Origin of the sequence: Pseudomonas fluorescens (assembly GCF_001708445.1) — a bacterium.
GTDB lineage: Bacteria > Pseudomonadota > Gammaproteobacteria > Pseudomonadales > Pseudomonadaceae > Aquipseudomonas > Aquipseudomonas gorinensis.
The window spans coordinates 3,241,994-3,257,365 of the sequence record NZ_CP015637.1; the positions used below are offsets into that span (position 1 = coordinate 3,241,994).

Annotated in this window: 12 protein-coding genes and 1 pseudogene; 10 read left to right on the forward strand and 3 right to left on the reverse strand. The window is 61.8% G+C overall.

The window, feature by feature from the left end:
* Positions 1-7 precede the first annotated feature (7 nt).
* The 8 genes from xylB (at position 8) to A7317_RS14425 (ending at position 8,149) form a co-directional block, all read left to right on the forward strand.
* Entirely contained in the window at positions 8-1,468 is a 1,461-nt protein-coding gene (gene xylB / locus A7317_RS14395; protein WP_069076129.1) for a xylulokinase, read from the forward strand.
* Positions 1,469-1,783: 315 nt separating this feature from the next.
* On the forward strand, positions 1,784-2,329 hold the full coding sequence (locus A7317_RS14400) for a hypothetical protein (RefSeq protein ID WP_069076130.1): 546 nt from the start codon (positions 1,784-1,786) through the stop codon (positions 2,327-2,329).
* Between the two features lie 134 nt (positions 2,330-2,463).
* Complete coding sequence (locus A7317_RS30870) at positions 2,464-2,604, forward strand: hypothetical protein (protein ID WP_024075567.1); 141 nt, start codon at positions 2,464-2,466, stop codon at positions 2,602-2,604.
* A gap of 268 nt (positions 2,605-2,872) precedes the next feature.
* Positions 2,873-4,867 carry an aminotransferase class I/II-fold pyridoxal phosphate-dependent enzyme gene (locus A7317_RS31320; RefSeq protein ID WP_069076131.1) on the forward strand — a complete coding sequence of 665 codons (1,995 nt, stop codon included), beginning with the start codon at positions 2,873-2,875 and terminating at the stop codon, positions 4,865-4,867.
* A 37-nt stretch (positions 4,868-4,904) separates the two neighbouring features.
* Positions 4,905-5,744, forward strand: coding sequence for a transporter substrate-binding domain-containing protein (locus tag A7317_RS14410; RefSeq protein WP_081329285.1), 840 nt, complete (start codon positions 4,905-4,907; stop codon positions 5,742-5,744).
* Entirely contained in the window at positions 5,744-6,448 is a 705-nt protein-coding gene (locus A7317_RS14415; protein ID WP_024075564.1) for an ABC transporter permease, read from the forward strand. The genes A7317_RS14410 and A7317_RS14415 overlap by 1 nt, the downstream gene beginning before the upstream one ends.
* A gap of 7 nt (positions 6,449-6,455) precedes the next feature.
* Complete coding sequence (locus tag A7317_RS14420; protein WP_024075563.1) at positions 6,456-7,154, forward strand: ABC transporter permease; 699 nt, start codon at positions 6,456-6,458, stop codon at positions 7,152-7,154.
* Positions 7,151-8,149, forward strand: coding sequence for a DMT family transporter (locus tag A7317_RS14425; RefSeq protein WP_069076132.1), 999 nt, complete (start codon positions 7,151-7,153; stop codon positions 8,147-8,149). The genes A7317_RS14420 and A7317_RS14425 overlap by 4 nt, the downstream gene beginning before the upstream one ends.
* Here A7317_RS14425 and A7317_RS31095 read toward each other — a convergent pair.
* Positions 8,105-8,644 (reverse strand): annotated as a pseudogene (locus A7317_RS31095) (TetR/AcrR family transcriptional regulator); the annotation flags it as partial. The gene A7317_RS14425 and the pseudogene A7317_RS31095 sit on opposite strands and share 45 nt — an antisense overlap.
* A 521-nt stretch (positions 8,645-9,165) precedes the next feature.
* Positions 9,166-9,390 (reverse strand): YgdI/YgdR family lipoprotein, encoded by a 225-nt coding sequence (locus A7317_RS14435; RefSeq protein WP_024075578.1) that lies wholly within the window; start codon positions 9,388-9,390, stop codon positions 9,166-9,168.
* 187 nt (positions 9,391-9,577) lie between these two features.
* Here A7317_RS14435 and A7317_RS14440 point away from each other — a divergent pair, with 187 nt between their 5' ends.
* Together A7317_RS14440 and A7317_RS14445 are read left to right on the forward strand one after the other, a co-directional pair.
* The gene (locus A7317_RS14440; protein WP_069076133.1) at positions 9,578-11,227 is read left to right on the forward strand and encodes a VRR-NUC domain-containing protein; all 1,650 of its coding nucleotides are present in this window, start codon (positions 9,578-9,580) and stop codon (positions 11,225-11,227) included.
* Positions 11,224-13,476 (forward strand): ATP-dependent DNA helicase, encoded by a 2,253-nt coding sequence (locus A7317_RS14445; RefSeq protein WP_069076134.1) that lies wholly within the window; start codon positions 11,224-11,226, stop codon positions 13,474-13,476. Before A7317_RS14440 ends, A7317_RS14445 begins: the two co-directional genes overlap by 4 nt.
* A 139-nt stretch (positions 13,477-13,615) precedes the next feature.
* On the opposite strand, the gene A7317_RS14450 is transcribed toward A7317_RS14445, so the two are convergent.
* Positions 13,616-15,127 (reverse strand): hypothetical protein, encoded by a 1,512-nt coding sequence (locus A7317_RS14450; protein ID WP_069076135.1) that lies wholly within the window; start codon positions 15,125-15,127, stop codon positions 13,616-13,618.
* Positions 15,128-15,372 lie beyond the last annotated feature (245 nt).

Below are 15,372 nucleotides of genomic sequence, written 5' to 3' on the forward strand. Positions count from 1 at the left end.
CACACGCATGAACCGTCCTGTTTCCCTCGGCATCGACCTGGGCACCTCGGAACTCAAAGCCATCCTGATGGACGCCAGTGGTGCGGTGCTGGCCCATGCCGGCGTGCGCTTGAACGTGTCGCGGCGGCACAGCGGCTGGTCTGAACAGGCGCCGGAAGACTGGTGGCAAGCCTGTTTGCAGGCGTTGGCGCAACTGCGCGGACACGAGGCGTTTACACGCGTGGCCTGTATCGGCCTGTCGGGGCAGATGCATGGCGCGGTGTTGCTGGGGGCGGACAACCGCGTGCTGTACCCGGCGATCCTGTGGGACGACTCCCGCGCCGTGGCCGAAGCCGCGCAACTCGGGAGCGGCTTTGCCGACGTCACCGGCAGCCTGCCGATGGCCGGGCTGACCGCGCCGAAACTGCTGTGGCTGCAACAGCATGAACCCGAGGTGTTCCAGGCGATTGATTGCGTGCTGTCGCCCAAGGATTACCTGCGCCTGCGCCTGAGTGGCGAGCGCATCAGCGAGATGTCCGATGCGGCGGGTACGTTATGGCTGGATGTGGCACGGCGGGAATGGTTTTCCCCGATGGTGCGGGCGACCGGCCTTACGCCTGAGCAACTGCCCAGGCTGGTGGAGGGGGGCGCGGCGAGCGCTTTGTTGACGGCCACGGGGCTGGGCTTATCCACTGACGTGGTGATTGCCGGGGGCGGTGGCGATAACCCTGTCGCAGCGGTCGGCATTGGCGCGATCAACGCCGGTGATGGCTTCATTACCCTGGGCACCAGCGCGGCGATTGTCGCCATCACCGACCATGCGGCCGGCAACCCGGCCAGCGCCGTGCATAGCTTCTGCCATGCGCTGCCCAATCGCTGGTACACCATGGGCGCGATGCTGGCTGGCGCCAGTTGCCTGCGCTGGGTGACGCGACTGACGGGGCATTCAGATGAACAAACACTATTGGACCAGGTGCAGGCGCAGTTGCCCATCGGGCAGCCGGTGCCTTTGGACACACCGTTGTTTTTGCCGTACCTCGCGGGTGAACGCACCCCCCATAACGATCCGCTGCTGCGTGGCGGCTTCATGAACCTGGGCCATGACTGCACCCCGGCGATGCTCGGCTACGCAGTGATGGAAGGGGTGGGTTTCGGCTTGCTGGACGCGTTGCACGCGGTGCAATCGACCGGCGCCGACGTGACCTCGTGCGCCCTGGTGGGCGGTGGTGCGCGCAGTGAGTACTGGGCGCAGTTGCTGGCCAATATCCTGCGGCGTGAAATCTACACCTTGCACGGCAGCGAATTGAGCGCTTGCGTGGGCGCGGCGAAGCTGGGGTTCCTGGCGATAGGGCAAGGCGCCGCGCTGTTGGAAGCGGGCATGCCGGTAAAAACGCGGTACGCGCCCGACCTGACACAGCAGCCGGTGCTGGAAGCCCGTTATCGCAAGTTCCAGGGGCTGCTGACCGCGGCAAAAGCCCTTCACGACTAATACGGCGCTTGTTGTGGCGAGGGGGCTTCCTGTGGCGAGCGGGCCTGTTGTGGCGAGCGGGCTTGCCCTAATGCCGTTCAGTTAAGGCTTTTTTGTAGGAGCGAGCTTGCTCGCGAAGAACTCACAATGAACGCGGCGCCTGTGAGTTTTTCGCGAGCAAGCTCGCTCCTACAAAAAAGCCTTAACTGAACGGCATTAGGGCTAGCCCGCTCGCCACAAGGGCATGCGGCGCCCTGGATTGGTGCATGAACAAACTTGAACTTCACCCCCACTGCCTTCTTCTAAGGGGGTTCAGCCCCGGCATGGAGCACCGATGTGACCAGAATCATTTCACCCGACACCCCCGAATCGAGCCTGATCGATCACAGCGAACACAACGCCAAGATCTTCGGCTCGCCCAAGGACCGCCTGGATTTCTACCGCCGCGAGATCCAGTACGAAACCAGCATCCTGGCCAACCGCACCGACGCCTACCTCACCGCGCAATCGTTCCTGGTCATTGCCTTCGTCTCCGGCATGGGCAACCTCAACCCGGAGTGGGGCAAGTTGTTCACCCTGGTGGTGCCGGTGTTCCTGGCTTTCCTCGGCATCCTCAGTTCCCTGAATGCCTGGCCGGGGATCCGTGCCGCGTACGAGATCATCGACCACTGGCACTACAAGCAGAGCGAATTGCTGCGCAGCGAACCGGTGATGGGCATGGCCTACGATGAATCGCCGCTGTTCTCGGAGATGGAGTCCTCCCACAAGGGCTATCGCAAGTCGCTGCTGTTCTCCATGCGCGCGCCATGGCTGTTCATGGTGTTCTGGGTGTTGCTCGGCGCCTACGCCTTTTATATCCAGATCGATAATCCCGTTTCTTAAGGCATTGGAACTTCGCCCGCCGTCGACCCCAAGGCCAAGGAAAACGACTACAGTCCAGACTTCAAGCCCGAGCGCGAGCCCAAGCCTGAAACCGATGCCGATATCGACACCCAAGGCGGTTAGAGGAGACGGTCATGTCCAAAGAACGCGAAGAAGCAGATGAAGAGGAAGAAGAACTCAATGACCCGGGCAATGAAGACCCAGGGTCGCTGATGGATGATGCCGAAGTGCCGCTGAGCGATGTCGATGAAGCGGAGAATAGGGGGGGACCGTGAGCCCCAAGACTGATCCTGCGCCCTGGCACGTCGTTCATACCACACCCGCCGACACCGTCAGGTTCACCGCCACTTCGCTGTGGGGGCCGACCAGCCCATGGCCAGGACGCCACTGGCCGCGGGTCATTCGCGACCCATTTGACCGATAAACGACATCGGCCCAATCCCATCCATTGAACGACTGTTCAGTTTCAACTATGTTGACCGTATCCACCCGTTTGCGGCTCCGCGGGTTTGCGCTGTTTCTTCTTGAACGAGAGGCTTTGGCATGCGGTTTTCCCCCTTCGTTGAGCGTATTGCAGGGCAAGGCGTCGCCGCCTGGGATATCCATCACGCCGCCTACCAGGCCGCCAGCCAGGGCGAAGACATCATCATCCTCAGCGTCGGCGACCCCGATTTCGCCACGCCGTCCTTCATCACCGACGCGGCTATCGACGCGCTGCGCCAAGGCGACACTCACTACACGGAAATTCCCGGTCGCCCGGCCCTGCGTGACGCAATCGCCGCACGCTACAGCAAGACCCTGGCGCGGCCCGTTAACGCCCACAACGTGATCAGCGTGGCCGGCGCGCAGAACGCCTTGTTCGTCACCTCGCTGTGCCTGTTGCAGGCGGGGGACGAAGTGCTGGTGCTCGACCCGATGTACGTCACCTACGAGGCCACGCTCAAGGCCAGCGGCGCGACATTGGTGCGGGTGGCGTGTTCACCCGAGTCAGGCTTTCGCCTCGACGCACAACAGCTCGCCGCCGCAGTTACCCCACGCACCCGGGCGTTGTTTTTTTCCAACCCGAACAACCCCACCGGCGTGGTGCTCAACCCGCAGGAACTGCAAGCCATCGCCGACCTGGCCATAGCCCATGACCTGTGGGTGGTGGTCGACGAGGTCTACGAAAGCCTGGTGTTCGAAGGCCAATACCACAGCCTGGCCGCGCTGCCGGGCATGGCCGAGCGTTGCGTGGTGATTGGCAGCTTGTCCAAGTCCCACGCAATGACCGGCTGGCGTATCGGCTGGATCGTCGCCGAACCCACGCTGATCGCCCACGCGCAAACCCTGGTGCTGAGCATGCTCTATGGTCTGCCCGGCTTCGTGATGGAGGCGGCGACCGCAGCGGTGTTGGCCTTTGATGAAGTCACCGTGGGCATGCGCGACATCTATCGCCGGCGCCGTGACCTGGTGGTGGCGGGCCTCGGCGCATGCACGGGGATCAAGGTCCTGACGCCGCAGGCCGGGATGTTCGTACTGGTCGATGTGCGCGGCACGGGCCTCAGTTCGCTGGACTTTGCCTGGCGGCTGTTCCGCGAGGCGGGTGTATCGGTGCTCGACGCCGCAGCATTCGGCGAGCCCGCCCAAGGGTTTGTGCGCCTGTCTTTCACCTTAAGTGAAGAGCGCCTGGCCGAAGCCTGCCGGCGCATCGTGCAGTTTGTCGACAAGCTGGCCGGTGAACCGCGTGTCGCGGCGGCGCCCAGGGTCGAAGTGGCGCAGCCTGCGCAGGCGAAAAAGATGATCGAAGTGATTGACCTGCATAAGCGCTTCGGCAATATCGAAGTGCTCAAGGGTATTTCCCTTACCGCTCGCGAAGGCGAGGTGATCTCGCTGATCGGCGCCAGCGGCTCGGGCAAGAGCACCTTGCTGCGCTGTATCAATATGCTTGAAGTCCCGGACCAGGGCAGCATTCACGTGGACGGTGAAAGCATCAAGCTCAACTATGGCCGCCCCGGTGCGCCGCTGGTGGCCGACGCCCGGCAACTGGTGCGCATCCGCTCGACCCTGGGCATGGTCTTCCAGAACTTCAACCTGTGGCCGCACCGCACGGTGTTGGAGAACCTGATCGAAGCCCCGACCCAGGTACTGCGTGAAAGCCGTGCCGAGGCCATCGAACGCGCCGAAGCCTTGCTCGACCGCGTCGGCCTGGCCGCCAAGCGCAACGAGTACCCGGCGTTTCTCTCCGGTGGCCAGCAGCAACGGGTGGCGATTGCCCGCGCACTGGCCATGCGCCCCAAAGTGATGTTGTTCGACGAACCCACCTCGGCCCTCGACCCGGAGCTGGTGGGCGAAGTGCTGCGCGTTATCCGCTCCCTGGCCGAAGAAGGCCGCACCATGATCCTGGTCACCCATGAAATGGCCTTCGCCCGGGATGTGTCGTCCAAAGTGGCTTTTCTGCATCAAGGCTTGATCGAAGAAGCCGGTTCGCCGGATTCGGTGTTCATCGACCCACGCAGTGAACGTTGCCGACAGTTCGTCAACGCACACCAAACGCGCTAACTCCAAAAAGACGGGGCAAATCATGACTTTCAAACCCATGGCAAGGTGGTTGAGCAGTGCAGTGTTGATGGTGGCCGCAGGTTTTACCCTGGCGGCAGAGAAACCCATCGTGTTTGCGGTCGCGGCCGAACCTTACCCGCCGTTCACCGTAAAAGGCGGCAATGGCCAATGGTCCGGTTTTGAAGTGGACCTGATCCACAAGCTTTGCCAAGGCATGAAAGCCGAGTGCCAGATCCAGGAGGTGGCGTGGGATGGCATCATTCCTTCGCTGTTGGCGAAGAAAATCGACGTGATCTTCTCCTCGATGTCAGTCACCGAGGAGCGCGAAAAGCAAATCGCCTTCAGCCGCGCCTACTACGATTCCCTGCTGGGCGTCGCCGGGCCCAAAGGCAGCGAAGTGGAGATCTCCCCGGCGGGCCTCAAGGGCAAGTTGATCGGTGTGCAGATCTCCACCGTCAGTGCCAACTACCTGAAGAAGTACTACGAAAATATCGCCGACCTGAAGTACTACGACACCCAGGAATCGGCGAATGCCGACCTGATTGCCGGGCGCATCGACTACATGATGGCCGACGACACGGCCATCGCGATGATGGTCAAGACCCCGGAAGCCAGTGGCCTGGCACATATCGCCAGCGTGCCGTACGACCCGATTATCGGGCGGGGTGTCGGCGCCGGGCTACGCAAGGAAGACACCGCGTTGAAAGCGCGCTTGGACAAGGCCATCGGCGAGCTGTTGGTCAGCCAGGACTATGACGACCTGTCCCAGCATTACTTTGGCCTGTCGGTGAGCCCGTGCAAGCGCGGCGATACCCCGGCGTTTGTCAGCAAGACCTGCGACAGCCCGTACCCATCCGTTGCCCAGAAGTCTGAATAATGTTCGACCTTCTCAGTTTCAGCGAACACGGGTGGGGCCAGGCGTTGCTCAAGGGGTTATGGATGACCCTGCAGATCTCCGCGGGGGCCTTTGCCGTGGGCGTGTTGATCGGCCTGCTGGTGGCCTGCGCCAAGCTCAGTGCACCCCGTCCGATTGCCCTGCTGATGCGCGGTTACACCACGGTATTTCGCGCGGTGCCGGAACTGCTGCTGATCCTGCTGTTGTATTACGCGGGGTCCATGGGCCTGAATGCGCTGATGCTGTGGCTGGGCGGCGCGCAGGTCAATATCAGCGGGCCGTTGGTGGCGATCCTGGTGCTGGGGCTGGTGCAGGGCGCCTATGCCTCGGAGATTTTCCGCGCCGCGATCCTGGCGATTCCCCACGGCCAGATCGAAGCGGCACGGGCCTTTGGCTTGAGCGGCCTGGGCCTGTTTCGCCGGGTGACGTTACCGATCATGGCCCCGTATGCCTTGGCGGGCATGTCCAACCTCTGGATCAACCTGATCAAGGACAGCGCCTTGATCAGCGTGGTCGGTACCAATGAGTTGCTGTACACCGCCAAGCAGGCGGCGGGCTCGACCCGGCAATACCTGCTGTTCTACCTCACGGCCGCCGCCTTGTATTACCTGGTGACGCTGGCTTCCAACCACCTGTCGGGGCGCCTGGAGCGACGTATTCGTCGCTGGATGCCGAGTGTCGAGTGAGGGCCACATGCCTGAGTGGATAAGTTATTACGCGGGGCTGATCGCCAAGGGCTTGCAGACCAGTTTGTCATTGTTGCTGATCAGCGCGGTGCTGGGGTTTGCCCTGGCGGTGCTGGTGGCGTTGGCACGGTTGTCGCGGCGCAAGTGGCTGGCGCGCAGTGCATTGGCCTACACCAGTGTGTTGCGCGGTACGCCGCTGCTGATCCAGATCTACATCTTCTACTATGGGCTGGGCAGCCTGTTCGCCCAGTTTCCGGTGATCCGGGGCAGTGTCCTCTGGCCGTTTTTGCGCGACGGCTACTGGTACATCGTGTTCGCCCTGGTGCTCTCGGTGGGCGCCTATGTGGGGGAAGTGATTCGCGGCGGCTTGCTGGCCGTGCCCAAGGGGGAGATGGAAGCGGCCTCGGCGTTTGGCATGACCCCGCGCCAGGCGCTGTGGCGCGTGCGTCTGCCCAGGGCGATGCGCCTGCTGTTGCCGACGTTGGCGGGGGAAACGGTGATGTTGCTCAAGTCCACCGCGCTGGCCTCGACCATTGCCGTGGTCGACCTGCTGGGCGCGGCCAACGTGGTGCGCGCGCAGACCTTGCAGATCTACCAGCCGTTGCTGCTGGTGGCCGGGGTCTACCTGTGCCTGACCTTTTTGATTGAAGCGCTGTACGCCATCGCCGAGCGACGCGGTACGCCGCTGCGCAGGGCTGCCGGATGAGCCAGGACCGCTCGCTGCAAGGGATTGCCCTGTGCGCCCTGGCCTACGCGTTCCTGGGGTTGCAGGACGCTGCGATCAAATGGCTGGTGGCTGATTATTCGGTATTCACTGTCCTGTTCTGGCGCAGCCTGGTGGTGGTCGCCGCGTGTGTGATCGCCGGGCGCATGGGGCTGTTGCGCCGCGCCTGGTGCTCGCTCAGCCGTAGGCTGTTGATCATTCGTGGGCTGTTGTCGCTGCTTGCCTGGTTGCTGTACTACACCGCCGCCAGGGACCTGACCCTGGCGGAAATGACCACCCTGTATTTCTCCGCGCCGATCATGGTGACCTTGCTCGCGGCGCTGATCCTCAAGGAACGCGCCAGCCGGGGCCAGTGGGTTTCGTTGATCATCGGCTTTATCGGCGTGGTCATTGCCTGCCGCCCGAGCCACAGGGTCGACCCGCTGCCGATCGCCCTGACCCTGGCGGCGGCCCTATGCTGGGCGTTCACCTATATCCAACTGCGCCAGGTCGACCTGACCACCTCGGTGCTGGAGCAGATGCTGATCACCAATGTGGTGTTCGTGATCTGTATGGCCGTGACGTTGCCCTGGACCCATACGCCGTCACCGACGCCGGCCTGGCTGGGGATGTTGGCGGCGGGGTGTGTGGGCGGTATCGGCCAGTTCCTGCTGTTTGCCAGTTTCCGTCGCGCCACCGCGACCTTGCTCGCGCCGTTCGAGTACACCGGGCTGGTTTGGGCGTTCCTGCTGTCGAGCCTGATCTGGGGCGCGTCGATGGACGTCTCGCTGATCATCGGCGCGGTACTGATCGCCGTCAGCGGCACCCTGGCCATGCTCAGCGCACGGCGCCCGGTGTCACAGGGCGTGGTTGGCGCCGAATGCGCCGTGACGCAACCCTTGTACCCAGCAGCGGCAGATGTGCAGCCCGTTGGCGGGGCTGAAGGTGCCGGGGTTGAGGCAGCCCTCGAGCCAGAGTCCGTCAAGCATCGCCGATAAACCAATAGCGGCCAGGTGGGTGTCGTGAATCTGCAGGTTTTCGCTGCGCGCCAGATCATCCAGCAGTCGCTGGATCAAGCTCAGGTAGGCGCGGTAGCTGTTTTCGTGGGACTGGTTTACGTGGGGTGAATGACGGATCAGGCTCCAGAACACCACCCACACCCCGAGCAGATCGGGGTCCATGACCCGTGGCGAAAACGATGCGCTGAGAAAGGCGTCCAAGCGTGCGGCGGCGCCTTCGACCGCTTCGACTTGCGCCCACAGCGCCGTGGTCAGCTCGTTGGCCAGCTTGTGGTAGGTCTCGGCGATCAGTGCATCGATGCTGCCGAAATGATGATTGAGCAAGCCCACGGAAACCCCGGCCTGCGCCGCGATACGCCGCACCGAAATCCCGGCATGGCCGTCGCGGGCGAGGCAGGTGAGGGTGGCGGCAACCAGCAGATCGCGGCGTTCATCGGGGTCGGCACGGCGCAGTTTGGGAGGGACGACGGTCATGGAAAGGCCTTTGATCAAACACCGGAGTGTCAAGGTTAGTTGAACGGCCGTTCAATCTCTACCGGTTAAATGATAAGAGGTCCCGCTAAAACTGGCTGTTGTGGTGAGCAGGCTTGTTCTGGCCAGCGGGCTTGCCCTAATGCCGTTCAGTTAAGGCTTTTTTGTAGGAGCGAGCTTGCTCGCGAAGAACTCACAGGCGCCGCGGCGAGCAAGCTCGCTCCTACAGAAGGCGATGTACGCTTAACTGAACGGCATTAGGGCTTGCCCCGCGTTGGGCTGCGAAGCAGCCCCCAACAAAGTCGCCAAGTTCTTTCTGAAAAACCGCGGTGCCTGGGGTTAGGGCCGCTTCGCGCCCCAACGCGGGGCAAGCCCGCTCGCCACAACAAGCCCGCTCAGCACAACAAACCTGCTTGCCACAACAAACCTGCTCAGCACAACAGGCCCACTCGCCACAGGGCGGCCAGTTTGCTGTGCGACAGCGCTAAGGACCTCCCATATTTGATCAGTGTTGGCGCTGGAAATCAGTCTTCCTTGCGCACCGTTGCCACATCGTCGGCCTTGACGCGGATGTGCTTGCCGGCAATATCGGTGAACTCATAAAACCCGTCGGCGGTCTTGGTTTTTGGAATGTCCTTGGTCAAATACTGCGTGCCATTTTGCAGCGTCACTACGGTTTGCGTCGCGCAACCGGCCAATACCAGAAAAGTGAGTGCAACCAGTGGCAGACTCAAATTCTTCATGTTCATAACCCTTACCTTAACCCTGAAAAAGTCCCGCGCCTGTGGCTGCGGGCAATAAATGGTACGCCATCAACTTCTCCATCTGATCACTTTTATGCAAAAAGTTGCGTGGGCCATTTATCTATTACCGATTGCAACAACGCGTTTGCGACGGCACTCTGTATGCATAACCAGTATTTGATCACTGCGCGCCATGGCCAATCCCCTCGACGATCCCCTGTATTACCTGCATAACTTCCGCCAAGTGCTGGATTGGCTGGGGCATCGCTACGCCGATTTACTCGATACGGATGAACAGCATTTCATTCAGCAATTTGACAGGTTGCCCCAGGCGTCCCAAGCGTTGTTGGTGCGCATGGTGATGCGCAAGGGTGTGCATTTTCGCGCGGGCAAGCTCACCTACCAGGAGATCGGCTGCCCCCATGCCGCTGTACGCCCCTTGCTGGAACTGGGTTGGGTCGACGACCAGTGCGCGCTGGCCTTCCACGAGTTGTTTGCGTTGCTGCAAAAAAGCGAAATGCTCGCGGTGTTCCAGGCGTGGATCGACCAGCCCAAAGGCAACAAGGCCGACTGGCTTGAACCCCTGGCGGCGCAATTCACCGAAAGCCGCAGCTTCGCCCACTGGTACCCCGAGTTGGCCGACAGGCTGTACAGCCTGACCGTGATGGACCTGTGTGACCGCCTGCGTCTGATGTTCTTCGGCAACCTGCACCAGGACTGGTCGGAATTCGTGCTGGCGGACCTGGGCATCTACACCTATGAGAAGGTCGAGTTCTGCGCCGAGTCCCGTGGTTTGCGCACGCGCGACGATGTGCTCGGTTTTCTGTTCCTGCACCAGTGCCAACAGGCATTTGAAGCCGGCGAGGCGCTGGACACGATACTGGCGCAGGTCGCCACGCTGCACACCGACAACCCTTGGCTGCAAAAGCGCCGGGCCAAATTGCTGTTCCAAGTCGGCCAGTATTGCGAACGCAATGCCGAGTTGGCCATGGCCGAGCAGATCTACCGCGCGTGTGTCTACCCCGGCGCACGCGCGCGACTGATCCGCGTGCTGGAGCGCCAGGAGGCTTATGCTCAAGCGCTGGCGCTGGCCTGCGCCGCCCAACAGGCGCCGGAAAGTGCCGCCGAACAGCAACACCTGTTGCGCGTCTTGCCGCGCCTGCAACGTAAGCTGGGGCAACCGCGATTGCCCAAGGCCAAGCCGCGCGACGTCCCGCGCCTGGACCTGGCACTGGCCCCGCCGGAGCCCTTGATGTCGGTGGAGTACTGCGTCCAGGCGCACCTGAGCGAACCCGATGCACCCGTGCATTACGTCGAGAACGGCCTGATCAATTCACTGTTCGGCCTGTTGTGCTGGGACGCGATCTTCGCACCGTTGCCGGGGGCGTTTTTCCACCCGTTCCAGCGCGGACCGGCGGACCTGCACAGCGAGGATTTCCATTCACGGCGTGCGCCGCTGTTTGCGGCTGCCTTCGCGCAATTGCAGGATGAGCGCTACAAGGCAACCATTCGCCAGCGCTACGTGGACAAGTGGGGGATCCAGTCGCCGTTCGTGTTCTGGAACCTGCTCAGCGAGGCATTGCTCGAACAGGCCCTGGCCTGCTTACCCGCCGAACACCTGCGGCACTGGTTCGAGCGGCTGCTGCTGGATATCCGCGCCAACCGTGCGGGGATGCCGGACCTGATCCAGTTCTGGCCCGCCGAAAAAACCTACCGCATGATCGAAGTCAAAGGCCCCGGCGACCGCTTGCAAGACAACCAGCTGCGTTGGCTGGAGTTCTGTGGCCAATACCAGATGCCAGTCACGGTTTGCTACGTGCGCTGGGCGGAGCCAACCCCTTGAGCTACAGCGTGGCCGTGCGGGCGCTGTGTGAGTTCACCGCCAAGGTCGGCGACCTGGACCTGCGTTTCACCCCCTCGCCCAGCGCCCAGGAAGGCATTGCCGGGCACCGCACCGTTGCCGCGCGGCGCAGTGCGCACTACCAGAGCGAAGTGGCGCTGGAGGGCGAATACCAGCAGCTCAAGGTGCGGGGCAGGGCGGACGGCTACGACCCGGACAACAACCGCCTGGAAGAGGTGAAGACCTATCGCGGCGACCTCGACGCCCAGCCCGCCAACCATCGGCAACTGCATTGGGCCCAGGCCAAAGTCTACGGCTGGTTGATGTGCCAGAAGCTCGGGTTGACGCAGATCGACCTGGCGCTGGTGTATTTCGACATCGTCGGCGAGGGTGAGACCCTGCTCAATCAACGCTTCCAGGCGGCGGACCTGGAAGCGTTCTTCAACCAGCAATGCGCGCGGTTCCTGGAGTGGGCCCATCAGGAAATGCAGCATCGCGAAGCGCGCAACCACGCCGCACACACCCTCGGGTTCCCCCATGCCGAGTTCCGCCCCGGCCAGCGAATCCTCGCAGAGTCGGTGTACAAGGCCGTCAGCACGGGCCGCTGCCTGATGGCCCAAGCGCCCACCGGTATCGGCAAGACGGTGGGCACGATCTTTCCGCTGCTCAAGGCCCTGGCGCCGCAGCAGTTGGACAAGGTGTTTTTCCTCACCGCCAAGACCCCCGGCCGCAAACTTGCCCTGGATGCGGCCAAGGTGCTGCACGCCAGCAGCGATTTGCCCCTGCGCGTCCTTGAACTGGTCGCGCGGGACAAAGCCTGCGAACACCTGGACAAAGCCTGCCACGGCGATTCGTGCCCGCTGGCCAAGGGGTTTTACGATCGCCTGCCCGCCGCCCGTGAGGCGGCGTCAAGCGTGCGTCTGCTGGACCAGCGCAACCTGCGCGAAGTCGCCCTGGCCCACCATGTGTGTCCGTATTACCTGAGCCAGGAAATGGCGCGCTGGGCCGACCTGGTCGTGGCCGACTACAACTACTATTTCGACTTCGGCGCCATGCTGTTCGGCCTCGCCCAGCTCAACCAATGGCGCGCGGCGGTGCTGGTGGATGAAGCCCACAACCTGGTGGAACGCGCCCGCTCGATGTACAGCGCAAGCCTCAGCCAGTTCAGCCTCCAGACCCTGCGCGACAGCGCCCCCGAGCCACTGAAGAAACCCTTGCAGCGCCTGAACCGTGAGTGGAATGCGTTGCACAAGGAACAGGTCGCACCGTACCAGGCCTATGCGACCCGGCCCGACAAACTGCTCCAGGCCCTGAGCCTGTGCATCAGCGCCATGGGCGACTACTTCAATGACCATCCCGAATCCCTGGCGGGCGAGCTGCAAGCCTTCTACTTCGAAGCGCTGCAATTTGCCAAAGTGGCAGAGCTGTTCAACGAGCACTTTATCTTCGACATCAGCAAGCACTCGCTCGGCGGCAAACGCAGCCGCTCGACCTTGTGCCTACGCAATGTGGTGCCCGCCGAATTCATTCGGCCGCGCTTGACGGCCGCACGCAGCAGCGTGCTGTTTTCCGCCACGCTCAGCCCACGCCACTACTACGCCGACCTGCTGGGCCTGCCGGCAGACACGGCGTGGGTCGATGTGGAATCACCGTTCAAGGCCGAGCAGTTGCGGGTGCGCATTGTCGATGAAATCTCCACTCGGTTCGTGCATCGCCAAGCCTCGCTGGAACCCATCGTCGATTTGATCGCGAGCCAGTTCGCGCAACAACCGGGGAACTACCTGGCGTTTTTTTCGAGCTTTGATTACCTGCAACAAGTGGCTCAGTTACTGGCGCAACGGCACCCGGCGATTGCCCTGTGGCTGCAGGCGCGAGGCATGGCCGAAGCTGAACGCCAGGCCTTTCTCGACCAGTTCACCCAACACAGCCAAGGCATCGGGTTTGCGGTGCTGGGGGGAGCGTTTGGCGAAGGCATCGACTTGCCCGGCAGCCGTTTGATCGGCGCCTTTATTGCCACCCTGGGGCTGCCGCAGCTGAACCCGGTCAACGAGCAGATGAAGCTCAGGATGGGCGCGATTTTCGGTGCGGGTTACGACTACACCTACCTGTACCCCGGCATTCAAAAAGTCGTGCAGGCGGCGGGCAGGGTGATCCGCAGCGAACACGACCGGGGCGTGGTGATGCTGATCGATGATCGGTTTGGCCAACCCCAGGTGCGCCAGTTATTGCCGCGCTGGTGGGCGTTCGTATAGGACGGCGGTCTCTACCCCGCTCAGAGGATAGAGACGCGCGCCCGCATAACTGACCGACGCGTCCGGGACAGGATCCTTGCCCCAGAGCCAGGGGAATGTACCGTCAGTTGAACCGCCGACCGCACCGATTGACCGTCATTCAACTGATGGTCAACACCCGCCGAAGGGATTCGTTCAGGTTCACCGCGCGTGCGCGGGTGAACCCCGTCGCCAATATCACGTAATAAAACTCAGGACGGTAGCCTTTGAATTGCTGCAACTGCTCGCGGTAAATCAGGCGTTTGACGGGAGCGCCCGCAGGCCAGGAGAGCCCGACCTCTTTTGTTTCGATATGCAGGATCACATCGTTCAATGACCGCACATAACGCAAGATCACGGCAATCTGGTCGGTCGCCTGGCGCCACGCATAATAGGGGATGGACACAATCACATGCGCCGGGTCATCCGCGATGTGATCGTTGGGGTAGCCCTCTACGGAGGGCGCTTCCAGCCGGGCAATGTACCCGCGGACTTCGGCGGTGTTTTTCTTGGAGTAGACCTCGAAAGGGGGGACGGACTTCCTCAAGACAAAACTGACTTCTATGTGGCCCTCGGCGGCGGCGCGCACGTCAACGTAATCGATGAAGGTCGAATGCACTCGTCCGGGCCTGGTGATAGGGACAAACTTGTGGATGACCTTCACCCCACCTTTGGGAGGATAGATACGAATCATGACATCGTATATTTCATCTTTCAGGCCGACATTGGCCGGGGTGTGCATTTGCAGCTCCACCGGTTTTTCATCCACCAGTTCCAAATCGATATAGCCAACTGGGCCAGCGTCTGAAAAAACCGGACCATCAGGTGCATTCGCGTCCAGGTCGACCGACACGCGAATGGTGGCTGACCCTGGTGTAGAAATGTTGCCCACCAGGTCAATGACCTCAAGCCACACAGCCATATTGGGACTGTCGCCGGCGTCGACAAGGTGCTGGTAGGTCACATCGATCACGGTCGGCTGGAGGGGGCCAGCCGCTGTCTGGCTGATGATGACGTTCCCCCAGTGGAGAATGACGGTGTCCTTCGGGTGGTGATTAGGGTAGGGCTGAAGAGTGACCACCACCCCTTTCGTGGCGTTCCCTGGCACGATCACTTTCTCGGACAGACTGACCTTCAGCTCTGAGTGCCCCGGTTCGACTTGATTGTTGTCATCGCCGGCCGGGAGGTCGGTCTTGACCAATGTCAGCAGCGGATAGGACATATCGTAGTCGGCGCCACCCTTATAGTGAACGAGGTAGACCAGGGCATATCGACCGTCCGGCAGGTCTTTTTGCTGGGCGGCAAAGAAGTAACTGTTACGGGTTTCCTCGCCGGGCTCCAGGATCTTTGTACCCAGGATCACCACATTCGTTTCGCCGATCAGATAGCCCACGGTGATGACATCCCCGGGACTCGCGATCCAATTGCGTTGCACCTCGAGGGTCAGGCCGGACTCAAACAACCATGCTGCGATGCCTGCGTCCTCGCCATCGACGTGATCGACCATGCCGGGGACGTAGAGTCGATCCAGATGCTTCGGGTTGTCCTTTTTTTCCAGCGTCAGGGTGTTGTTTTCAGTCGCACTTGGCGCTTCTTCGAGTGCGGCTGCAGGCTGAGTCTTCTTGGTGGGCATGATTGATCTCCTGATAGGCATCAGTGCACGTGATCGCACGTCAAACGGTGCGTTTGCCGTCATCAGATACCGGAATAAATGCATGCGCTACTGTCAGAGTTGACAGGTAGCGACCAATGGTCCTGTCAGCGTCATGGCGGTTTTCGATGAATCGATCAGCGATCATTGACCGCCCGTCGCCACCTGTTAACTCTGACAGTAGGCAAGCCATCGCAGGGGGCGTTTGATGGAGGCAAACCACTCCC